General features: G+C 71.8%; 17 protein-coding genes. 9 read left to right on the top strand and 8 right to left on the bottom strand.

Annotated elements, in window-relative coordinates; translation table 11 throughout:
- Positions 1-243: 243 nt before the first annotated feature.
- Together ACIBK4_RS26005 and ACIBK4_RS26000 are read left to right on the top strand one after the other, a co-directional pair.
- Positions 244-1023, top strand: coding sequence for a hypothetical protein (locus tag ACIBK4_RS26005; RefSeq protein WP_398998002.1), 780 nt, complete (start codon positions 244-246; stop codon positions 1021-1023).
- The gene (locus ACIBK4_RS26000) at positions 1020-1562 is read left to right on the top strand and encodes a SixA phosphatase family protein (RefSeq protein ID WP_398998000.1); all 543 of its coding nucleotides are present in this window, start codon (positions 1020-1022) and stop codon (positions 1560-1562) included. The genes ACIBK4_RS26005 and ACIBK4_RS26000 overlap by 4 nt, the downstream gene beginning before the upstream one ends.
- A gap of 13 nt (positions 1563-1575) precedes the next feature.
- Here ACIBK4_RS26000 and ACIBK4_RS25995 read toward each other — a convergent pair whose 3' ends face one another.
- Positions 1576-2391 carry an SDR family oxidoreductase gene (locus ACIBK4_RS25995; RefSeq protein ID WP_398997998.1) on the bottom strand — a complete coding sequence of 272 codons (816 nt, stop codon included), beginning with the start codon at positions 2389-2391 and terminating at the stop codon, positions 1576-1578.
- Positions 2392-2404: 13 nt separating this feature from the next.
- The gene (locus ACIBK4_RS25990) at positions 2405-4390 is read right to left on the bottom strand and encodes an amino acid transporter (protein ID WP_398997996.1); all 1986 of its coding nucleotides are present in this window, start codon (positions 4388-4390) and stop codon (positions 2405-2407) included.
- Positions 4391-4515: 125 nt separating this feature from the next.
- Here ACIBK4_RS25990 and ACIBK4_RS25985 point away from each other — a divergent pair, with 125 nt between their 5' ends.
- A complete protein-coding gene (locus ACIBK4_RS25985) occupies positions 4516-5142 on the top strand; it encodes a YigZ family protein (protein ID WP_398997994.1) in 627 nt (208 codons plus the stop codon).
- A 60-nt stretch (positions 5143-5202) separates the two neighbouring features.
- On the opposite strand, the gene ACIBK4_RS25980 is transcribed toward ACIBK4_RS25985, so the two are convergent.
- Together ACIBK4_RS25980 and ACIBK4_RS25975 are read right to left on the bottom strand one after the other, a co-directional pair.
- Entirely contained in the window at positions 5203-7089 is a 1887-nt protein-coding gene (locus ACIBK4_RS25980; RefSeq protein WP_398997993.1) for a protein kinase, read from the bottom strand.
- A 215-nt stretch (positions 7090-7304) separates the two neighbouring features.
- Positions 7305-8024, bottom strand: a complete 720-nt coding sequence (locus ACIBK4_RS25975; protein ID WP_398997991.1) for an IclR family transcriptional regulator — start codon at positions 8022-8024, stop codon at positions 7305-7307.
- A gap of 81 nt (positions 8025-8105) precedes the next feature.
- On the opposite strand from ACIBK4_RS25975, the gene ACIBK4_RS25970 reads away from it, so the two are divergent.
- The 3 genes from ACIBK4_RS25970 (at position 8106) to ACIBK4_RS25960 (ending at position 13780) form a co-directional block, all read left to right on the top strand.
- The gene (locus tag ACIBK4_RS25970) at positions 8106-9488 is read left to right on the top strand and encodes an MATE family efflux transporter (RefSeq protein WP_398997989.1); all 1383 of its coding nucleotides are present in this window, start codon (positions 8106-8108) and stop codon (positions 9486-9488) included.
- A gap of 106 nt (positions 9489-9594) precedes the next feature.
- On the top strand, positions 9595-10758 hold the full coding sequence (locus ACIBK4_RS25965) for an exonuclease SbcCD subunit D (protein ID WP_398997987.1): 1164 nt from the start codon (positions 9595-9597) through the stop codon (positions 10756-10758).
- Between the two features lie 31 nt (positions 10759-10789).
- Positions 10790-13780: an AAA family ATPase gene (locus ACIBK4_RS25960; protein WP_398997985.1), complete on the top strand. Its 2991-nt coding sequence runs from the start codon at positions 10790-10792 to the stop codon at positions 13778-13780.
- A 37-nt stretch (positions 13781-13817) separates the two neighbouring features.
- Here ACIBK4_RS25960 and ACIBK4_RS25955 read toward each other — a convergent pair whose 3' ends face one another.
- The gene (locus tag ACIBK4_RS25955; RefSeq protein ID WP_366435519.1) at positions 13818-14264 is read right to left on the bottom strand and encodes an Lrp/AsnC family transcriptional regulator; all 447 of its coding nucleotides are present in this window, start codon (positions 14262-14264) and stop codon (positions 13818-13820) included.
- A 179-nt stretch (positions 14265-14443) separates the two neighbouring features.
- On the opposite strand from ACIBK4_RS25955, the gene ACIBK4_RS25950 reads away from it, so the two are divergent.
- Positions 14444-14926, top strand: a complete 483-nt coding sequence (locus tag ACIBK4_RS25950; protein ID WP_398997982.1) for a rhodanese-like domain-containing protein — start codon at positions 14444-14446, stop codon at positions 14924-14926.
- 116 nt (positions 14927-15042) lie between these two features.
- Positions 15043-15561 (top strand): immunity 21 family protein, encoded by a 519-nt coding sequence (locus ACIBK4_RS25945; RefSeq protein ID WP_398997980.1) that lies wholly within the window; start codon positions 15043-15045, stop codon positions 15559-15561.
- Positions 15562-15678: 117 nt separating this feature from the next.
- On the opposite strand, the gene ACIBK4_RS25940 is transcribed toward ACIBK4_RS25945, so the two are convergent.
- Both ACIBK4_RS25940 and ACIBK4_RS25935 read right to left on the bottom strand, forming a co-directional pair.
- The gene (locus tag ACIBK4_RS25940) at positions 15679-17370 is read right to left on the bottom strand and encodes a DUF885 domain-containing protein (RefSeq protein ID WP_398997978.1); all 1692 of its coding nucleotides are present in this window, start codon (positions 17368-17370) and stop codon (positions 15679-15681) included.
- Between the two features lie 44 nt (positions 17371-17414).
- Positions 17415-17909: an Lrp/AsnC family transcriptional regulator gene (locus tag ACIBK4_RS25935; RefSeq protein ID WP_398997977.1), complete on the bottom strand. Its 495-nt coding sequence runs from the start codon at positions 17907-17909 to the stop codon at positions 17415-17417.
- Positions 17910-17969: 60 nt separating this feature from the next.
- On the opposite strand from ACIBK4_RS25935, the gene ACIBK4_RS25930 reads away from it, so the two are divergent.
- On the top strand, positions 17970-19217 hold the full coding sequence (locus ACIBK4_RS25930) for a trans-sulfuration enzyme family protein (RefSeq protein ID WP_398997975.1): 1248 nt from the start codon (positions 17970-17972) through the stop codon (positions 19215-19217).
- Here the strand turns inward: ACIBK4_RS25930 and ACIBK4_RS25925 are convergent.
- Complete coding sequence (locus ACIBK4_RS25925; protein WP_398997973.1) at positions 19186-20697, bottom strand: GNAT family N-acetyltransferase; 1512 nt, start codon at positions 20695-20697, stop codon at positions 19186-19188. The genes ACIBK4_RS25930 and ACIBK4_RS25925 overlap by 32 nt on opposite strands.
- Positions 20698-20718 lie beyond the last annotated feature (21 nt).

Raw genomic sequence — 20718 nt, 5'->3', positions numbered from 1 at the left:
AGGGGAGCTGGTCGGCTGCTCCCACCCCACACGCCCGACCGCCCTCGGGGAAAGGCGAGATGGGCGAACGGGTGAACGCGGGGAAGGGGACAGGGGTGCCCGGGGGATTCCCATCGGCACGAACCGTGCCCGGGACTCCGCGGACCCGGCCTGCGCGACGGTCTCCCCGTAAGCCCCGGTCGCGCATCCACGCGCCGGACAGACCGGGGTGAATCCCGCCACTCCGGCCGGACCAGAGCGAACATGCATGCGGATGGCCCGCCGCCCGCCTACGCTCAGGCCGTGCTGCGCATCACCGACGCCCGAACCGGCGAGCCCGTCGAAGCCGCCCCCGCCCGCCGTGGCCTGACCAGGGTCGAGGCGCACGCGTCGGGCCTGGACCCCACGGCACTACGCCTGCTCCTCGTCGCCGACCTCCTCGTACGCGCCCTCGAACTCGGCGGCACCCCCGTCTGGTCGCTGCTCACCGGCGAGCACGAGCAGCCCGAACTCCGCGCCGCCGCAAGGGCCTTGGGCATACGGCCCTTCGAGGACGGCGGAGACCTCGGCTCCGGACTCGGCGAGGCCCAGGTCCTCCACGTGGCGGCATCGCGACCGACGGAGGGCGGCGCCGAGACAACCGGGGGAGTCCTGGTGGCCGTAGCCCCCGTCGATTCCCCTACGACCGCCGCGCCCGACCTCTCCGACCCTGGCGCGCTCCGGCTCGCGCTGCTCTCGCACCCCCGGGATCTGCCGGTACGGCTCGACGCGGAGGCGCTGGAGGAGGCGCGGGGGACGCTGGCGCACTGGCGTGGTTCGGTCGCCGGATGGGCGCGGCAGCCCTCGCGGCCGGTGCCCGACGCGGTGCGGGCGGAGTTGCGGACCGCCTGGGAGGACGACCTGAACGTGCCCGAGGTGCTGCGGGTGTTGCGCCGGGTGGAGACCTGGCCCGACCTGCCGGACGGCGCCCGTTTCGAGACATACGCCTACGCCGACCGGCTCCTCGGGCTCGAACTCACCCGTGACATCGGGTCGTTGGGGTGAACGCGCGCGCCGGAGCCCGTCCGTTGCGCCGGCTGGTCGTGCTGCGGCATGCCAAGTCGGCCTGGCCCGTGGGTGTTCCCGACCACCGCCGTCCCCTCGCCCCGCGCGGGCTCCGGGACGCCCCGGCCGCCGGTATCGCCCTCGCCGAGACCGACTCCCTGCCGGACCTCGCCCTGTGCTCGACCGCCGTACGGGCGCGCCAGACCTGGGAGTTGGCGTCCGCCGAGTGGGGCACCCCGCCGCCGGTGCGGTACGAGCCGGGGCTGTACGGGGCCGACGTACCGGAACTTCTCGACGCGGTTCACCAAGTGCCGCCCGAGGTCGAGACGTTGCTCCTGATCGGGCACAACCCCGGGCTGGAGGAGCTCGTTCTCGAACTCGCCGGTGACAGTCTCGACGACGCGCTCGACGAGGTCCGGGTGAAGTTCCCGACCTCGGCGATCGCGGTCCTGGCCTGGCACGGCAGCACGTGGCGCGAACTCGCCCCGGGGACAGCGCTGTTGACGGGGCTTACCGTGCCGAGAGGCAGGAAGAAGTGAAGCAGGGCTGGGTTCAGGGGAGTTGGAGGAACTCCCGGGCTCCGCGCAGCTGCCCCTGTACGGCGGTACTGACCAGGCGGACGTCGAGCGCTCCGGGCGCAGGGGTGCCCGCTCGGCGTGCGGCGGGCAGCCGGGTCGCGTCGAGTCCGTCGCGGCGGGCGATGAGCACACCGAGTTCATGGCGACTGAGGGCGTCCGGTCCTGCGAGGTGGAACATCCCGGCCCGGTCGGACAGCGCGAGTTCCAGCAACGCGCCGGCCAAGTCCTCGACATGGACCGGGCAGCGGACGACGTCGGTGAACAGGACACCCTCGCGGGTACCGGCGACCAGCTCGTGCACCATGCGTTCGTGCGCCGAGCCGCCGTAGCCGATGATCAGTGAGGTGCGCGCGACCGCGGCGGACGGGGTCAGAAGGCGTACGGCGGTTTCGGCGGCGGCCTTCGCCGCGCCGTACGGGGTGACGGGGTCGGGCAGGCAGGACTCGTCGTAGGAGATCCGGGAACCGGAGAACACGGCGTCGCTGGAGACATGGACCAGGCGGCAGCCGTGGCGGGCCGCGGCCATCGCCACGCGGACCGAGCCGTCGGCGGTGACGGCCCAGTCGCTCTGTCCGCTGGTCGCGTTGACGACCGCGTCGGGCGCCACCTCGGTCAGCAGCTCGTCGATGCGGGCGGGGGAGCGCAGGTCGAGCCGGTGCCATGCGGTCCCGGGCGTGGTGCCGGGGCGGCCGGAGCAGTAGGTCGCCGCCGTCTCCCAGCCCGCTGCCGCCGCCCGGTGCACCAGTTCCCCGCCCAGGAAGCCGCTGCCGCCGACGACCAGGACCTTCACGGCACCCTCCGGATCAGCCGACGTGGATGCGGGGCCGCCGGTGCCGGTCCGGTTCCGCGCGGCGCAGTACCTCGCGGGTGACCGGCGCGACCTCGCCGTCGCCGAAGATCAGGAAGCGGATCAGGAGACTGACCGGATTGCCCTCGGTCCAGTCGAAGTAGGCGTGCGGGACCTGGCCGGTGCGGTCCCGCAGGGCCAGCAGGACCGCGGCGATCGCGTTGGGCACCGTGGGCCCCTCGATCCGCAGCCGTCGTACCCCGTGTTTCCGGTCGCCGTGCACGGTGATGTCCGCCGAGAAGTCGGAGGAGTCCCGGACCAGCACCTCCAGGAACAGCACGGGTCCGCCGTCCGGCATGTGGGTGTGCTCGCGCTGGCTGTACTCCTTGGCGCGGTACTCCCGTCTGCTGCGCTCCTGCGGCTCGTTGGCGATCAGCCGCAGCGGTCCGTGCTCCGCCGCCTCGTCGACGAAGCAGGCCGCGGTGTCGTCGAACGTGACCTCGGCGGCGCGGAGTTCGAAGGCACGGTGGACGCGCGAACCGAACGACGTCGCCAGGATCAGCACGATGAAAATGCCCGCGATCTTGATGCCGTCGGGCCGTTCGATGACGTTCGTGACCAGCGTGTAGGCGAACACGGCGGTGATCGCGCCGAAGCCGACCGTGGCCTTGCGGTGGCCGCGCTTGTGCACGGTGACCGTGGACGCGAAGGCCGCGGAGAGCATCAGCACCAGGACGCCCGTCGCGTACGCCCCGCTCTGCGCGTCGACGCTCGCGTGGAACCACAGCGTGATGAGCACGGCCGTCACCATGAACACGAGCACCAGCGGGCGTACCGCTCGCGTCCACTCCGGCGCCATGCCGTAGCGCGGGAGATAGCGCGGGACGAGGTTCAGCAGGCCGGCAAGTGCGGAGGCGCCGGCGAACCACAGGATCGCGATCGTCGAGACGTCGTAGACCGTGCCGAAGACCTGGCCCAGATGCTCGTGTGCGAGATAGGCGAGCGCGCGGCCGTTCGCCGGGCCGCCCGTCTTGAACGCGCTCTGCGGGATCAGGATCGTCGTCGCCAGGCTGGACAGCAGCAGGAAGCCGGACATGATCACGGCGGCCGTGGTGAGCAGCTTGCGGGTCTCGCGGATGCGGCCCGTCGGCTTCTCCCAGGTGTCCGTGTCATCGCCCTTGACCTGCGGCATCACCGCGACACCGGTCTCGAAGCCGGACATGCCGAGGGCGAGTTTCGGGAACACGAGCAGCGCCACGCCGACCATCGCGAGCGGCGAGGAGTGCGCGGCCGTCATCGCGTCCGTCCAGTCGCCGATCTTCACCGGATGGCTCAGCACCTCCCACGCGGACACCGCGAGGACCACCAGGTTGAGCGTGAGATACACGCCCACCAGGACCACGGCGATCCCGATGGCCTCCCGGAACCCCTTGAGGAAGACCGCGCCCAGCGCACCGACGAGCACCAGCGTGATCCACGTGTTGCCGCCGTGCATCCAGCCCGGCGCGAACGGGTTCTCCACGACGTGCGCCGCCGCGTCCGCCGCCGACAGGGTGACCGTGATCATGAAGTCCGTCGCCGCGAAGCCCAGCAGCACCAGGACGAAGATCTTCCCCGACCACCACGGCAGCAGCCGCTCCAGCATGGCGATCGACCCCTCGCCGTGCGGAGACTCGTGCGCCACCCGCCGGTACACCGGCAGCGCGCCCAGCAGCGTCAGCCCGATCAGGACGACCGTCGCCAGCGGCGAGAGCAGTCCGGCCGCGAGGGCGGCGATGCCCGGCTGGTAGCCGAGCGTGGAGAAGTAGTCGACGCCGGTCAGACACATGACACGCCACCAGCGGTGCCCTTCGTGCTCCGGGTTCGGTGTGGCGTGCGGGCCCGGATGCCGGGCGCTCTGCTCGCTCAGCCCGTCCAGGAGCCAGGCCCGGCAGCGCTCGGCGGCGGACTCGGGACCCCCGGACCCCGTGCTCTCCGTCGGGTCCACCTGCGCGCCGGTCATGCTGAGAACTCCCTGTGATCGAACGACCGTGCCCGGTGTCCGGGCGACGAGGAGCGAGTATCCACCACATCGTCACCCGCGCCCGGACCGGGGGCGACCCCTGACCCTGCGCATAGGCTGGGCGGATGCAGGACGAGTACCGCACAGTGGCCCGCCCGGGCGTGCACGAGACCGAGGTCAACCGCTCCCGCTTCCTGTGCGCCCTCGCCCCGGCGGCCACCGAACAGGAGGCCCAGGACTTCATCGCCCGCGTCCGCAAGGAACACACCGACGCCTCCCACAACTGCTTCGCCTACGTCATCGGCGCCGACGCCGCGATCCAGAAGGCGAGCGACGACGGCGAACCCGGCGGCACGGCGGGCGTCCCCATGCTCCAGATGCTGCTGCGCCGCGACATGCGGTACGTCGTCGCCGTCGTCACCCGCTACTACGGCGGCGTCAAGCTCGGCGCGGGCGGCCTCATCCGTGCCTACGGCGGCTCGGTCGGCGAGGCCCTCGACACCCTCGGCACGCTCACCCGCCGCCGCTTCCGCCTCGCCACACTGACCGTCGACCACCAGCGCGCCGGCAAGATCCAGAACGACCTGCACGCCACCGGCCGCGAGGTACGCGACGTCCGCTACGGCGAGGCGGTCACCATCGAGATCGGCCTGCCGGACGCCGAAGTGGACGCCTTCCGGGGCTGGTTGGCCGACGCGACGGCGGGGACGGCGGAGCTGGAACTGGGCGGCGAGGCGTACGGGGACGCGTGACCGCCCACTGCTTCTGATGCCCTGTCTGCTTCTGACGCTGCGTCTGCTTCTGACGTCACGTCAGGGAGCCCATTTCCAAACCTGGTTGGAGCTGCCCGCGCAGCCGAACGTCTGGACCGTCTGACCGTCCTGGCCCGACTCGGAGGCCTCCGCGTCCAGACAGAAACCGTCCGGGGCGCTGACCAGGATCCCGCCGCTGCCCAGCTGCCACCGTTGCGCGCTCAGCCCGTCGCAGCTCCTGGCCCGGATCTTCGAGAAGTTCTGGCCGACCGTACTGGCGTCGGCGTCCAGACAGGAGTGGCTGCCCTGATTGACCACCAGGTACTGGGAGTTGTGCCCGGGCACATGGAACAGCGCCCACTTCTGGGGCGCCGTGCCGTTGCACGCCCACACCTGTACGGCGCTGACATGGGCGTCGAGGCACCGGGCGACATTCACGGCGTGAACGCTCTCGGTGACGGTCACCGAACCGGCCCGGACCGGCCCGCGCGGCGTGCCGTACAGGAGCGTCGCGATCTGCGCGTCGACCGTGCCGCTGGCTGGGGTGCCTGCCTCGGTCTGGAACACCTTCAACGCGTCGACCGTGGCCGCCCCGAAGTCGCCGTCCACCGTGACGTGCAACCCGTAACCGGCGAGCAGGAGTTGGAGCGCCTTGACGCAGTCGCCGTGGGAGCCCGAGGTGAGTTCGTGGACGCAGGAGGCGACGCGGATGTCGAGGCCCGCGGGATCCAGCGTGGCCGGTGCGCCCGACGGACTCTGCGACGCCTTGTCCTTCGTCGCCGACGCGGAGGGGGACGTACTCGGTGAACTGTTCGACGCCGAGGGCGAGTTGTCCAGTGCGGCGGCCGTCGGGGGCGGCTCCGGCGGGGCACCGGCCGACGGCGCGGAGTTGTCGTGGTGCAGCAGCAGGGTCGCGGTGATGCTGCCGGCGAACAGGACGGCTGCGGCGGCGACGGCACCCGCGATCAACTTCCCGCGTTTTCCACGGGTGTTGCCGTGTTTCCGGGGGGCGGCGGGCGGACCGGACGGTGCCGCCGAAGGATGGGCCGCGGGCCGCTCGACGGGGGAGGGCCTGCGCTGGGAGGTGACACGGGGTGGCGGACCGCCGGCCGGCGCGGACAGCTGGTGCCCGATGGCCGTCCTGAACACGGCTTCGGGTAACGGCCGCAGCTCGGGGTCCTTGTCCAGGCAGGTGCGGATGAACGCGGCCAACTCCGCGTCGACGCCCGCGACTTTGTCGAGCACCTCCTCCCGGGGCGGGTCGAACGCCACCCGGTGCAGCACGTCGACCCCCGTGCCCTCGCCGAACGGCGCCTCCCCGGCGACGGCGTAGGTCAGCGTGGACGCCAACGAGAAGACGTCGGAGGCGGCGGTGACCTCCTGGCCGCGCACCTGCTCCGGGGACATGTAGGCGGGGGTGCCCACGTTCTGGCCCGTCGCGGTGATCGACGTACCGTCGCCGGCCTGGACGACGCCGAAGTCGATGACGCGGGCGCCGTCGGCCCCCAGGATGACGTTGGACGGCTTGAGGTCGCGGTGCACGATCCCCGCGCGCCAGATCGCCTCGATCGCGCGTCCCACGTCGGCCAGCAGGCGCCAGGCCGCCGCCGCGTCGACCGGTCCGCGCGCGTCGACCAGCTCGGCGAGCGTGGGCCCGGGTATGTACTCGGTGGCGACCCACACCAGGTCCTCGTCGCAGCCGCTGCCCAACAGCCGTACGATATGGGCCCCTTGGATCCGGTCCAGGGCGCCGACCTCGCGCTCGAAGCGCCTGCGGAAGAGCGGGTCCTCCGCGTACTCGGGGCGGATCACCTTCACGGCGGCCGGGCCCGTGGCGCCGGTGGCGTCGCGGCCGAGATAGACCCGGCCCATCCCGCCACTGCCGAGCACGGACAGCAGCCGGTACGGGCCCGCCTGCCGCGGGTCGCTCTTCCGCAGGGGGACCACGGGAGGCGGCTCCATTCCCGCCGCCGCATACGCCATCGTTTCGGACCGACCGCGGAACTCGACTGGCATGGGAACCCTGTGTCTCTCGCGTGGTGCGTGTGACGTGAGATTAGCGCAGCACATGTGTGCGACAAGGGAGTTGAGGTTTTCCCACAGGCTCCGGATGACCTTCGTCAGGAAGATCGACGCGCGGGAGGGACCGGGACCCGACCGTGCTATCGGCGGTCCATGGTGCCCAGGCTGTGCGAGATCGAACGGGCGCAGGTCCTGACCGCGGAGACCAGCGCGTCACGCACCCCGCCGTCCGCGTGGACCCGGTCGGCGGACCCCGTGACGCTCACCGCCGCGACGGCGGCCTCGTGCCGGTCGCGGATCGATACGGCGATCGACGCGGTGCCGTCCCGGGCGGCCCCGAGGACGCAGGCCCAGCCGCGCTCCCTGACGGCGTCCGGACCGTCACCGGGACTCCCCGAACCGCCGGACGGATCAAGGGTGTTGGCGTCCAGCACCGCACCCAGCGCCGTCGCCCCGAACGGCACGACTGTGCCGGTCTCCAGGACCTGCCGCGCGGTGTCGGGCCGTAGGACGTGATGGACGATCAGGACGCCGGACCGGTGCGGTACGCCGACGTGCACGGCCTCTCCGGTGTCCCGGGCCAGGTCGTCGGCCCACGCCAGGGCATGCGCCCGTACCTCGTGCGTCCGCAGGTAACTGCCGCCCAGCCGCGCCAACTCGGGGCCCAGGCCGTACTTTCCGGACGCCGGATCCTGCTCGACGAGCCCCTCTTGCCGGAGCGTGCGCAGGATGCCGTACACGGTGCCCTTCGGCAGTCCCAGCGAGGCGGCGGTCTCGGAGAGGCCGAACCGTCCGTCACCGGTGGCCAGCAGCCGTAACAGCGCGGCGCCTCGGGACAGGGACTGTATGGGACCTGACATGTGGTGAGTGTGCCATGCATCAATGCCGTAAGCGGTGGGGTAGTTGAGGGGCCGAAGGGATCGAGACACCGTGGGGGCCGGATGAACAAGGACGCGCTGAAACGCCGACCGAAAGAGCGGCAGAGGAAGGAGAACCGCTCCGAGCGGCAGGCGATTCTCGGGTTCAGCCTTCCGATGTCGGTCGCCAACTACGTTCAGCAGTCGTACCTGTTGGCCGACAGCATCATCGTGGGCCACTACGTCGGCATCGACGGCCTGGCCTCGGTCGGCGCCGCCCAGCCGATCTTCTACCTCGTCAACGCCGTCTTCCTCGGACTGGTCAGCGGCTTCGCCATCCGGTTCGCGAGGATGACCGGATCCGGCCGCGCCGAACGGCAGCAGGACGCCGTGATCGGCCTCGCGGTGTTCGCCGTGGTCTGGGCCGCGCTCTGCGTCGGCCTGGTCTTCGCCACCACCGGCTTCTTCCTCGGCGCCATGGGCATCCACGGCAGCGTGGCCGCCGGCAGCACGACGTATCTACGGACCCTGTCCCTCGGCTTCGTCGGCATGTTCGGCATCGGCGCCCTGGGCGGCTTCCTGCGGGGGCTCGGCGACTCGCGCACGGTCATGTACATCATGGTGTTCAGCAGCCTGCTCAACATCGCCCTCGCCTGGACCTTCGTGGCTGTACTGGGATGGGGCCTGCGCGGCGCGGCCCTCGGCACGGTGACCGCCGCCTCGCTCGCCTTCGTCGCCGGTCTCGTCCTGGTCGCCCGCCGGCACGGCATCCACCGCTACCGCAGCAACGTCCCCGAACTGGCCCGCCAGGCGAGCACCTCCCTGCGCCTCGGCTTCCCGGTCGGCATCCAGCACGTCCTGCTCTCGCTGGGCACCATGGTCCTGACCTCGCTGATCGCCCCCTTCGGCGCGGCCGCGATCGCGGCCTTCAGCATCGCCTCCCGGCTGGAGGCCCTGGCCGGGCGCTTCTACCTGGACCTGTCCGGCGCGGTCACCGTCTTCGTGGCCCAGCACACGGGGGCCGGCGACGCCGAGCGGGCCCGGCGGATGCTGCTGGAGGCGTTGCGGATCTGTCTGTGGGGGACGGTCGCGGAGTCCTTACTGGTGATCCTGTTACGGCACGACATCGCCGCCGCTTTCACCACCGACGCGTCGGTCCGGGCGATCGTCGGCTCCTTTATCCTCATGGCGTACCCGTTCTTCCTCTGGTACTCGGCGATGGCGGTCACACACGGTTTCCTGAACGGCATCGGCCGCACGGTCTTCCCCCTTGTGTGCACGATGCTGTCGTTCCTGGTGGTTCGGGTTCCCACGGCGTACCTCCTGAAGGGACCGCTGGGCCTGGACGGCATCATCTGGGCGGTGCCCATCGGCTGGTTCGTCGGCCTGGCCTACACCGCGTTCGCCGTACGCCGGTACATCAGGGACCCCCGGCGGTTCATACCCGTGCAGAAGCTGCCTGGTTGAGCGGAGAGTCCATATTGCTGCATTTACGGCCATATCATCGCCGATGCGTGGGAACCCCGAGGTCAATGGTGGTTCAGGGGCCGACAGGCGCTAGCGTGGTGGCCCGATGAGACTGCTGCACACTTCCGACTGGCACCTGGGCCGGGCGTTCCACCGAGTGAACATGCTCGGGGCCCAGGCCGACTTCGTGAGCCACCTCGTCGCCACCGTGCGCGAGCGTGATGTGGACGCGGTGGTCGTGTCGGGAGACGTGTACGACCGGGCGGTGCCGCCACTGGCGGCGGTCGAGTTGTTCGACGACACCCTGCACCGGCTCGCCGACCTGGGCGTGCCCACGGTGATGATCTCCGGGAACCACGACTCCGCCCGCCGCCTCGGCGTGGGCGCCGGTCTGATCGACCGCGCGGGTATCCACCTGCGCACCGCGCCGTCGGCCTGCGGGACGCCCGTGGTGATTCCGGACGCGTTCGGCGACGTGGCCTTCTACGGACTGCCCTATCTCGAACCCGCCCTGGTGAAGGCCGAGTTCGGGGTCGAGAAGGCCGGGCACGAGGCCGTTCTCGCCGCCGCCATGGAACGCGTCCGCGCCGACCTCGCCGGCCGCGCGCCCGGCACCCGTTCCGTGGTCCTCGCGCACGCCTTCGTCACCGGCGGCGAGGCCAGCGACAGCGAGCGGGACATCACCGTCGGCGGAGTCGCCGCCGTACCGGCCGGTGTCTTCGACGGCGTCGACTACGTGGCGCTCGGGCATCTGCACGGCTCCCAGACGATCACCGAGCGCGTCCGCTACTCGGGCTCACCGCTGCCGTACTCCTTCTCCGAGGCCGACCACCGCAAGAGCATGTGGCTGATCGACCTGGACGCGGACGGGACCGTCACGGCGGAGCGCCTCGACTGCCCGGTACCGCGTGAACTGGCCCGGATCCGGGGCACGTTGGAGGACCTGCTCTACGATCCCGAGCTCGCGCGGCACGAGGAGGCGTGGGTCGAGGCGACACTCACCGACCCGGTGCGCCCGGCCGACCCGATGGCCCGGCTCACCGAGCGCTTCCCGCACACGCTCAGCCTCGTCTTCGACCCCGAGCGGTCTCCCGACGACCCCGACGTGTCGTACGCCCGCCGCCTCGCGGGCCGCAACGACCGGGAGATCGCCGACGACTTCGTGGCCCATGTGCGTGGCGCCGGTCCCGACGAGGATGAACAGGCCGTACTCCAGGAGGCGTTCGACGCGGTGCGCGCGGACTCGGTCGTACGGGAGGTGACGCCGTGAACGTGCGCCACACGGGAACAGGGGGCGCCCGATGAGGCTGCATCGGCTCGACATCACCGCCTTCGGGCCCTTCGGCGGGTCCCAGAGCGTCGACTTCGACGAGCTGTCCTCCGCCGGGCTGTTCCTGCTCCACGGGCCGACCGGTGCCGGCAAGACCTCCGTCCTCGACGCCGTCTGCTACGCGCTCTACGGCTCGGTGCCCGGCGTCCGTCAGTCCGGTCAGGGGCTCACCCTGCGCAGCGACCACGCGGCGGCCGGTACGCGCACGGAGGTCAGGCTCGAACTGACCATCGCCGGGCGGCGGTTGGAGCTCACCCGGCAGCCGCCCATGGAACGCCCCAAGAAGCGCGGCACCGGCAGCACACTCGACAAGGCGCAGAGCTGGCTGCGCGAGTACGACACGGCGGCCGGTGCCTGGAAGGATCTCAGCCGCTCGCACCAGGAGATCGGCGAGGAGATCACCCAGCTGCTCGGCATGAGCCGGGAGCAGTTCTGTCAGGTCGTGCTGTTGCCCCAGGGGGAGTTCGCGCGTTTCCTGCGCTCCGACGCCGAGGCACGCGGCAAGCTGCTCGGGCGGCTCTTCGACACCCACCGCTTCGCCGAGGTCGAGAAGCGGCTCGCCGACCGGCGCCGGGCCACCGAGGCCCAAGTCCGCGAGGGCGACGCCCAGTTGCTCGCCGACGCGCACCGCATGCAGCAGGCCGCCGGTGACGCCATGGAGCTGCCGGACCTCGCCCCGGGTGAACCGGGCCTCACCGACGCGGTGTTGAGCGCGGCGGCCGTCGCCCGCAGCACCGCACGTGAGCAACTCGCCGTCGCGCGCAGCGGGTTGGCCGCCGCCGAGTCCGCCCAGGCCGCCGCCGACCGGACCCTGGCCGACGTACGCGAACTGGCACGTCTGCAACTGCGGTTCACGCAGGCGCGGGAGCGGGCCACGCTCATGGAGCAGCGCGTCGACGGCTATCGGCAGGCGCAGGCGCGGATGGAGCGGGCCCGGAAGGCGGAGGCGGTGGCCCCGGCGCTGGAGCTGCGGGAGGCCGCCGACACCGAACACAGGGAGGCCGCCCGGGCCGAGGCACGCGCACGTGACCTGTTGCCGGACACCTTCGCGGGCGCCGGAGCGGCCGGACTCGCCGCCGCCGCACGCCGGGCCGCCGAAGAACTGGGCGGCCTTGAGTCGGCCCGCCGCGCAGAGCAACGGCTCGCCGAACTCGGCTCGGAGCGCGCCGAGTTGGACCGCCAGGAGCGCGACGACGAGGACGTACGGCAGGAGGCCGAGGCCTGGCTCGCCGAGTGGGACAGCACCCGCGCGGGACTTCAGACGCGGATCGACTCGGCCCAGGAGGCCGCCACCCGGGCCGAGCAGTTGGCCGAGCGGCGCGAGCCGGCCGAGCGGCGGCTCAAGGCGGCCCGGCAGCGGGACCAGTTCGCCGGTGACACGGAGGACACCCAGCGGCAGGTGCTCGCCTCCGCCGAACGTGCCGTCGAGGCCCGAGCCCACTGGCTCGACCTCAAGGAACAGCGGCTGAACGGCATCGCCGCCGAACTCGCCGCCCACCTCACCGACGGCGCCCCCTGCGCCGTCTGCGGGGCCACCGAACACCCCGCCCCCGCCCGCAAATCCGCCGGACATGTCGACCGCGCGGCGGAGGAACAGGCCCTCACCGCCCACCAGCGCGCCGAGGAACAGCGCACCGAGGCCGAGCGCCGCCTGGGCGTCGTACGCGAAGCCCTCGCCGCCGCCACCGCCGAGGCGGGTGACACGCCGACCGAGCAACTCGCCGACGAGGTCGCGGAGTTGGAACGGCTCTACGAGCAGGCGCGCCGGGACGCCTCCTGGCTGCACCCCGCGACCGAGGAACTGCGCCGCGCAGAGCAGGAGCACGAGCGGCGGACCACGATCCAGCAGCAGGCCGCCCTCCGCGCCGCCTCCCGTACCACCCTGCGCGACACCCTGGACCGCGAACGGGCCTCCCTGGAAGGGGAGTTGGCGCAGTCGCGGGGTGCCGCCGACAGTGTGGCCGCCCGTGCCGCCCAACTGGAGCGGCAGGCCGCGCTGCTCACCGACGCGGCCGATGCCGTCCGTACCGCCGAGGACACCGCACAGCGCCTCAAGGACGCCGACGCCCGGCTCGCCGACGCGGCGTTCCGCGCCGGGTTCGAGACTCCGCAGGCGGCGGGGGACGCGCTCCTCGACGACACCGCGCACCGCGAGCTCCAACGGCGCCTGGACGCCTGGCAGTCGGAGGAGGCCGCCGTACGGGCCGTGCTCGCGGAGGCCGAGACGGCGGCGGCCGCGCAGCAGGCCCCGGCCGACCTGGACGCGGCGGAGCGTGCCGCGACGGCGGCCGTGCAGCGGACCCGGCAGGCGGCTTCCGCGCGGGACGCGGCGGCCCGGCGTTGCACCGAACTCGACCGGCTCTCCGCCCGATCGGCGGCCGGGGCACGCCAACTCGCCCCGCTGCGCGAGGAGTACGACCGGGTGGCCCGCCTCGCCGCCCTCACCGCCGGCACCTCGGCCGACAACGAACGCCGGATGCGCCTGGAGTCGTACGTCCTCGCCGCCCGCCTGGAACAGGTGGCCGCGGCGGCGACCGTACGGTTGCAGCGCATGTCGTCCGGCCGCTACACGCTTGTCCATTCCGACGACCGGGCCGGGCGCGGCCGTAGCGGACTCGGGTTGCATGTCGTCGACGCGTGGACCGGGCGGGAGCGGGACACGGCGACGCTGTCCGGCGGGGAGACGTTCTTCGCGTCGCTCGCCCTCGCGCTCGGGCTCGCGGACGTGGTCACCGACGAGGCCGGCGGGGTGCGGCTCGACACCCTCTTCATCGACGAGGGCTTCGGCAGCCTCGACGAGGAGACCCTCGACGAGGTCCTCGACGTCCTCGACTCCCTGCGCGAGCGGGACCGCAGCGTCGGCATCGTCAGCCATGTCGCCGATCTGCGGCGGCGGATCCATGCGCAGTTGGAGGTCGTGAAGGGGCGGGCGGGGTCGGCAGTACGGCAGCGGGCGCAGTGAGTGTGTGGGGTCTCTGAGGTCTGTGGGGTCTCTGGGGTCAGTGGCCCAGTGGGCGGCGGGGGAGCGGTGACGAGTAGACGACGCTCGTCGTGACCGATCCGAGGGCGCCGATCTTGCCGGACACCTCTTCCAGGTGGCGCATCGAACGGGCCGCGACCTTGATCATGAAGCAGTCGTCGCCCGTGATGTGATGCGCCTCCAGGATCTCCGGCGTCACCGCGACCAGGTCGTGGAAGGGCTTGTAGTTGCCGGTCGGGTAGCGCAGCCGGACGAACGCGAGGATGGGCAGGCCCAGTTGCTCCGGGTCCACGACCGCCGCGTATCCCTGGATCACCCCCGCCTCCTCCAGCCGCCGCACCCGCTCGGTCACCGCGCTCGCGGACATGGAGACGGCCCGGGCCAGCTCGGCGAAACTGGCCCGGCCCTCCCGCTGGAGGACATCGAGGATGCGCCAGTCGGTGGCGTCCGGGGAATACGCGGTCATGGCTGATGAATAGCAGGGGAATCCCCGGCCGATCAAGGGGTACGGCAGGGATCGTCCCTTCAGCGGGCCGGACGGCGGCCATAGATTTCTCGATGTAGAGACCTAGAGACCTAGAGACTTAGAGACGCAGCGACGTGGAGATGCAGAGCCGTAGCGGCTCCTCCGTGAAAGGCCGGATCATGAGCAGCAGCAGTACCGTCGTCAACCCTGTTCTGCGGGTCGCCCCCGCCGCACCGTCGGCAGCCGCCGCCCACTTCCGTGCGAGCCTCGCCTTTCACGCCGATGTGTCCGACGTGGCCACCGCGCTCGCGGCCGGTGGCGACCCCGGCTTCGTCGTCCTCGACTCACGGTCCACCGAGTCCTGGGACCAGGGGCACGTCCCCGGAGCGGTCCATCTCCCCACCGCGCTCATCCCGGTGCAGGCCGAGGCTCTGCTCGACAAGTCCGTCCCGGTCGTGACGTATTGCTGGGGTCCGGGCTGCAACGGCGGCACCCGGGCCGCCCTCGCGCTCGCCGAACTCGGGTACCAGGTCAAGGAGATGCTCGGCGGGTTCGAGTACTGGGTGCGTGAGGGCTTCGAGTTCGAGACGTGGGAAGGTCGTGAGAGGCGTGCGGCCGATGCGTTGACGGCACCGGTGGACGCGGGCGACTGCGGCTGCTGATGTGCCCGCTATGCCGTCAACTCGGCGCCCTGGAAGGCGAGTTCGAGGAGCGGCCGCCGACGCGCGAGTCTTCGAACCCCGAACATGTGGGCTCGCTGTGCGTGTAGGTTCTGCCCATGGCGCGATACGCGGAGCCGGGAACGGCGGTGCAGTGGGTGGAGTCGGGCGGCGGTCCGCTCATAGCGGTGCCGGAGACGGTGCTGCCGTTCTGGACGGGAGCCGACGGCGACGAACTCGCATCGGACTACGACCGGGCGTGCGAAGTCGGCGGCTACGCGGGGCTGTTGCCCGTGGGGGACAGCGCGGCGCTGGTCCTGGGGGACGATCCCGCGTCGACGGCCTTCCTGCCCGAACACGGCACGTTCGTACGGTGGCGTGCCGCGAACTCCGAGGACGAGGTGCTGGCCGGCCTGCCCGCCGCGCTCGCCGGTGCGCTCTGGGAGAACGAGGTGCAGTGGGACGTACCCGGACCCGTCGTCCTGTTCGACTCGGCGTGGCCCGGGCGGGATTCGGAGGGTACCGAGCATCTGAAGGTCGACCTGGAACCGGGGCGCTACGCGGTCCGCGCGGGGCAGGCGCAGCCGGGGCCGGAGACGTGGCTCGGGCTTGTCCAGCTACGGCGACTTCCGAACTGACCGTGTGGTGAGGGGAGGTGCGGGCGCCCGGCTCCGAACTGAGCACGCGGCGCGGAGAGTTGCCGACGGCCGGATCCCCAACTCCGGGACCCGGCCGCTGACACATCGCACCCCGGGTCAGAGTTGCGACAGCTCGTCCACCAGGTCGTCCAATCCCAGCGAGCCCTGGGACAGCGCGGCCATGTGCCAGGCCTTCAGGTCGAAGGTGTCGCCGTGCCGCTGCCGTGCGTTCTCGCGGCCCAACAGCCAGGCCCGCTGGCCGAGTTTGTAGCCGATGGCCTGGCCCGGGATCGAGAGATAGCGGGTCAGCTCGCTCTCCACGAAGTCCGCCGGACGGCTGATGTGCGCCCCGAAGAACTCCTGCGCCAGCTCGGGCGTCCACCGCTCACCGGGGTGGAACGGCGAGTCGGCAGGGATCTCCATCTCCAGGTGCATGCCGATGTCGATGATGATCCGGGTGGCCCGCATCATCTGCCCGTCGAGATAGCCGAGTCGCTCGTCCGCGTTCTCCAAGTAGCCCAGCTCGTCCATGAGTTGCTCCGCGTACAGCGCCCAGCCCTCGGCGTTGGCGCTGACCATGCCGACGGCGGCCTGGTAGCGGGACAGGTCGTCGGCGACGTGCGCCCACTGGGCGAGTTGGAGGTGATGGCCCGGGACGCCCTCGTGGTACCAGGTCGAGACGAGGTCGTAGACCGGGAAGCGGGTGCGCCCCATGGTCGGCAGCCAGGTGCGTCCGGGGCGCGAGAAGTCCTGGGACGGCGAGGTGTAGTACGGCGCCGCCGCGCTGCCCGCGGGCGCGATGTGCGACTCCACCCGCCTTACCCGCTCGGCGAGTTCGAAGTGTGTGCCGTCCAGATCATCGATCGCCTTGTCCATCACGCCCTGCAGCCAGACGCGGACCTCCTCGACGCCCTCGATGTGCCGGCCGTGCTCGTCGAGGTGCGCGAGCGCCACCCACGGCGTCTCCGCGCCGGGCAGGACCTTCTCGGCCTCCCGCTTCATCTCGGCGAGCAGCCGGTGGTACTCGGACCAGCCGTACGCGTACGCCTCGTCGAGATCCAGATCCGTACCGTTGAAGTACCGCGCCCAGCGCGCGTACCGCTCCCGGCCCACGGTGTTCGGCGCGCCCTCGACCTCGGGCGCGTACACGTCCCGCATCCAGTCGCGCAGTTCGACCAGCGCGGCGGTCGCCGCGGTCGCGGCCTCGTCCAGTTCGACGCGCAGGGAGTCGGGTCCCGCCGAGGCGAAGTCCTCGTACCAGCCGGTCCCCTGACCGTCGATGTCCGACCACTCGGTGAGCTGGCCGGTGAAGGTGGCGACCGCGCGCGGACCCGCGAACAGCTTGCGGTCCAGGCCGAGTTGGAGGGACTCGCGGTAGCCGGCCAGCGCGGCGGGCACCGCGCGCAGCCGCTCGGCGATCGCCGCCCAGTCCTCGTCGGTCTCGGCCGGCGTCAGTGTGAACACCTCGCGCACTGCGTGCGCGGGCGAGTGCAGGTTGCCGACCGCGCGGAGGCCCTCGTCGGCCTCGTGCACGGCGAGTTGGGCGGTGAGCCGTTCGCGCAGCAGGCGGGCACAGCGGCGCTCGATGTCAGCGTCCGCTCCGGGCCGGCGCTCGGCCTCGTCGAGCTTCGCGAGCGTGGCCCGCTGAAGCTCCGCGAGGGCTTCCTGACCCGCGGGCGAGAGGTCGGTCAGGCGGTTCGAACTCTCCTTCACACCGAGATACGTACCGGTGACCGGGTCGAGGGCGATGAGGTCGTCGACGTAGGCGTCGGCGACCTGCCGGGGCAGCGGAGTGTTGGTCTGCGACATGGGGACCATCCTCATACGCGGAACTTGTCCCCGTCACCCCGATGTCAGCCCGATTCAGCTACGGGCGTGGCAAGCGGAAGCAGGGGCCCGCAGTCCCACTGCTGGAAGATCAACCGGGTCTCCACACGCGCCACTTCGCGCTGTGACGTGAACTCGTCCAGGACCAGCCGCTGCAGATCCGCCATGTCCGCCACGGCCACATGCACGACATAGTCGTCGGGCCCGGTCAGATGGAACACGGTCCGCGACTCCGGCAACGCCCGGATCCGCTCCACGAACGGCCCCACCAGCTCCCGCCGGTGCGGCCGCACCTGCACCGACAGCAGTGCCTCCAGACCGCGCCCCAACTTGGCCGGATCGAGACGCAGTTGATGCCCGAGGATCACCCCGGCCCGGCGCAGCCGCGCCACCCGGTCCAGACACGTCGACGGCGCGACCCCGACCTGCGCCGCGAGCTCGCGATACGTGGCCCGGGCGTCGTTCTGCAGCAACCGCAGGAGGTGGAGATCCACCGGATCCAGTACGACAGATTCGGTCATGAACCGAACGTAACACGGTGCCCGCTCCATTTTGGCCGGTGGATGTTCACCCTTCCGTCCATGGACACAACGAACCGGCACCCCTCCCCGGCCCCCCGAGCCCTGGCCACCGAAGCCGTGCACGCGGGCCGCGACGACCTCGCCCGGCAGGGCCTGCACGCCGCGCCCATCGACCTGTCGACCACCTACCCGTCGTACGACAGCCGCGAGGAGGCCGCCCGCGTCGACGCCTTCGCCGCCACCGGCGCCGAACCGGACGGCCCGCCCGTCTACGGCCGTGTCGGCAACCCGACCGTCGCCCGTTTCGAGACCGCCCTCGCCCGCCTCGAAGGCACCGAGAGCGCGGTGGCGTTCGCCAGCGGCATGGCGGCCCTGACCGCCGTCCTCCTGGCGCGGGCCGCGACGGGGCTGCGCCATGTGGTGGCGGTACGCCCCCTCTACGGCAGCAGCGACCACCTGCTCACCGCAGGGCTGCTCGGCTCCGAGGTGACCTGGACCGACCCGGCCGGGATCGCCGACGCGCTGCGCCCGGACACCGGCCTGGTCATCGTCGAGTCCCCGGCCAACCCGACCCTGGCCGAACTCGACCTGCGCGCCATCGCCCACGCCTGCGGCTCGGTCCCGCTCCTCGCGGACAACACCTTCGCCACGCCCGTCCTGCAACGCCCCGCCGAACACGGCGCGCGCCTCGTCCTGCACAGCGCCACCAAGTACCTCGGCGGGCACGGCGATGTGATGGGAGGCGTGGTGGCCTGCGACGAGGAGTTCGCCGGGCAGCTCCGCCAGGTGCGGTTCGCGACGGGCGGCGTACTGCACCCACTGGCCGGCTATCTCCTGCTGCGCGGCCTCGCGACCCTCCCGGTCCGGGTCCAGGCCGCGTCCGCCACCGCCGCCGAACTCGCCCGCCGCCTCACCGCCGACCCACGCGTCACCCGCGTCCACTACCCGCGCATCGGCGGCGCGATGATCGCCTTCGAGCCCCACGGCGACCCCCACGAGGTCATCGCCGCGGTCCGCCTCATCACCCCCACGGTCAGCCTCGGCAGCGTCGACACGCTCATCCAGATCCCGGCCTCCATCAGCCACCGTGTGGTGGGAGAGGAGGACAGGAGGGGTTCGGGGGTGAGCGACAGTTTGCTGAGGCTGTCGGTAGGGCTGGAGGACGTAGAGGACCTCTGGACGGATTTGGATGGGGCGCTAGCGCCCCTCCAAAGGGGCGCGGGGAACTGCGCGACCAGCCACAACGCACCCGCGCCCGTCAACCGATCCGCAACCGCTACGGCGCTTCGGCCCTCCCGAACTCCGTAACCTCCGCAACTTCCACCGCCGCACTCAGCCGAGCCGTGACCACCAACGTCCCCTCCTCGATCTGATAGTCAAGCGGCAACCCAAGCCCCCGCATCGCCGCCACCATCCCCGTGTTGGACGCCTGCGTCACCGCATACACGCTCTCGCACCCCGCCTCGACAGCCATCCCCACCAGCCGCCCCAACAACTCACTCCCGATCCCCCGCCGCTGCCAGTCGTCCTCGACCAGCAGCGCAACCTCCGTCTCGTCCCCGTCCCACAACAGATGCCCGAGCCCGACAATCCGCCCCGACGCCGTCTGCACGGCCAGCGTCCGCCCGAATCGCGGGGAGAGCAGGTGGTTGAGATACCGGTCGGCGTCCCCGACCGGCCCGTGGTACCGCATACCGAGCGTCCGCGAAGAGCACCGCTCGTGCATCTCCCGCGCCGCGTCCAGATCGCCGGTGTCAGCACGCCGTACGGTGATCGCGTTGCCCTCGGGCAGCGTCAGTACGTCCTGGCAGCGCGGGATGCGCGGACCGAGCCGGGCGTCCAGCTCGACCAGGGCCCGCGCCCGCGCGAACTCGGTGGGCGTGAACGGCAGATATGCCCGCTCCACTGTGATCACTCCGCCTTCCGGCGCCCGCAGCCGCATGACCGTGTCCTCCAACGCACCCTCCACCGGAACCGACCCCGGCTCGCGCCCCTTGCCGGCGACAACGTTGGCGGGCAGCGAACGGATGGTGCACCGGCCCAGCAACTGCCGCAGCGCCAGGGGCAGTTCGGCCGCGTCCAGGGCCGTGCGCGTGGCCAGGCCCAGGACGCGGGTCGGCGCGTCCACCAGGTCGTGGGCGTCGGCCCGCTCGATCCAGGTGCCCGAACCGCCGGCCGACGCCACGGCCCGGGTGATCTCGGACGCCGCGACCTCGGCCGGAGCCCGCAGCAGGAACTCGTCCACCGTGCCCTCGGCCAGCGGATGCGTCTGCAGGCTCAGGATGTCGACGCGCTGGCCGGCCAGCGCCGTGCACAACACCGCCAGCGATCCCGGCGCGTCCCGCACCGTCGTCCGCATCCGCCACAGCGCGGCCGCCTCGGCGACGGGGTCGGCCGTCGCGGACGACTGCGCGGACTCGGACTCGGACGCGGAGGTGACCTCGGATGCGGATGCCGATGCGGACTTGGACTTCGGCTTCGACTCGGGTGATCCGGTCGGCCCGGTCTGCCGCAGGTCCGCGGCCGGCCGGGCACCGGTATCGCCCGTCGGCGGCGCATGACCGTGGCGGCGTGACCACCACGTGTGGAACCCCGCCGTCGCGATCAGGGCCAGCGCGGAGATCGCCAGCAGGCCCGGACCGTCGGGCCCGTGTCCCACCAGATCCGCGACGACGTCCGCCACCGCGACCGCCGTGAACAGCGCGGCCAGCTCCACCAGATCCCGCCGCCAGTGATGCACCGGACGCCCGTGCCTCGCGCGCGTCACATCAAACATGTCTCGACTCATGCACCCACTGTGAAGGAAGGG

This window comes from Streptomyces sp. NPDC050528 (genome assembly GCF_044457795.1).
GTDB lineage: Bacteria > Actinomycetota > Actinomycetes > Streptomycetales > Streptomycetaceae > Streptomyces.
This window is presented reverse-complemented; position numbering and strand designations above follow the sequence as displayed.

Coding starts and splice junctions, on each gene's coding strand:
- ACIBK4_RS26005 (WP_398998002.1), top strand. CDS start 244: ATGCATGCGGATGGCCCGCCGCCCGCCTACGCTCAGGCCGTGCTGCGC.
- ACIBK4_RS25990 (WP_398997996.1), bottom strand. CDS start 4,390: ATGACCGGCGCGCAGGTGGACCCGACGGAGAGCACGGGGTCCGGGGGT.
- ACIBK4_RS25985 (WP_398997994.1), top strand. CDS start 4,516: ATGCAGGACGAGTACCGCACAGTGGCCCGCCCGGGCGTGCACGAGACC.
- ACIBK4_RS25975 (WP_398997991.1), bottom strand. CDS start 8,024: ATGTCAGGTCCCATACAGTCCCTGTCCCGAGGCGCCGCGCTGTTACGG.
- ACIBK4_RS25970 (WP_398997989.1), top strand. CDS start 8,106: ATGAACAAGGACGCGCTGAAACGCCGACCGAAAGAGCGGCAGAGGAAG.
- ACIBK4_RS25965 (WP_398997987.1), top strand. CDS start 9,595: ATGAGACTGCTGCACACTTCCGACTGGCACCTGGGCCGGGCGTTCCAC.
- ACIBK4_RS25960 (WP_398997985.1), top strand. CDS start 10,790: ATGAGGCTGCATCGGCTCGACATCACCGCCTTCGGGCCCTTCGGCGGG.
- ACIBK4_RS25955 (WP_366435519.1), bottom strand. CDS start 14,264: ATGACCGCGTATTCCCCGGACGCCACCGACTGGCGCATCCTCGATGTC.
- ACIBK4_RS25950 (WP_398997982.1), top strand. CDS start 14,444: ATGAGCAGCAGCAGTACCGTCGTCAACCCTGTTCTGCGGGTCGCCCCC.
- ACIBK4_RS25945 (WP_398997980.1), top strand. CDS start 15,043: ATGGCGCGATACGCGGAGCCGGGAACGGCGGTGCAGTGGGTGGAGTCG.
- ACIBK4_RS25940 (WP_398997978.1), bottom strand. CDS start 17,370: ATGTCGCAGACCAACACTCCGCTGCCCCGGCAGGTCGCCGACGCCTAC.
- ACIBK4_RS25935 (WP_398997977.1), bottom strand. CDS start 17,909: ATGACCGAATCTGTCGTACTGGATCCGGTGGATCTCCACCTCCTGCGG.
- ACIBK4_RS25930 (WP_398997975.1), top strand. CDS start 17,970: ATGGACACAACGAACCGGCACCCCTCCCCGGCCCCCCGAGCCCTGGCC.
- ACIBK4_RS25925 (WP_398997973.1), bottom strand. CDS start 20,697: ATGAGTCGAGACATGTTTGATGTGACGCGCGCGAGGCACGGGCGTCCG.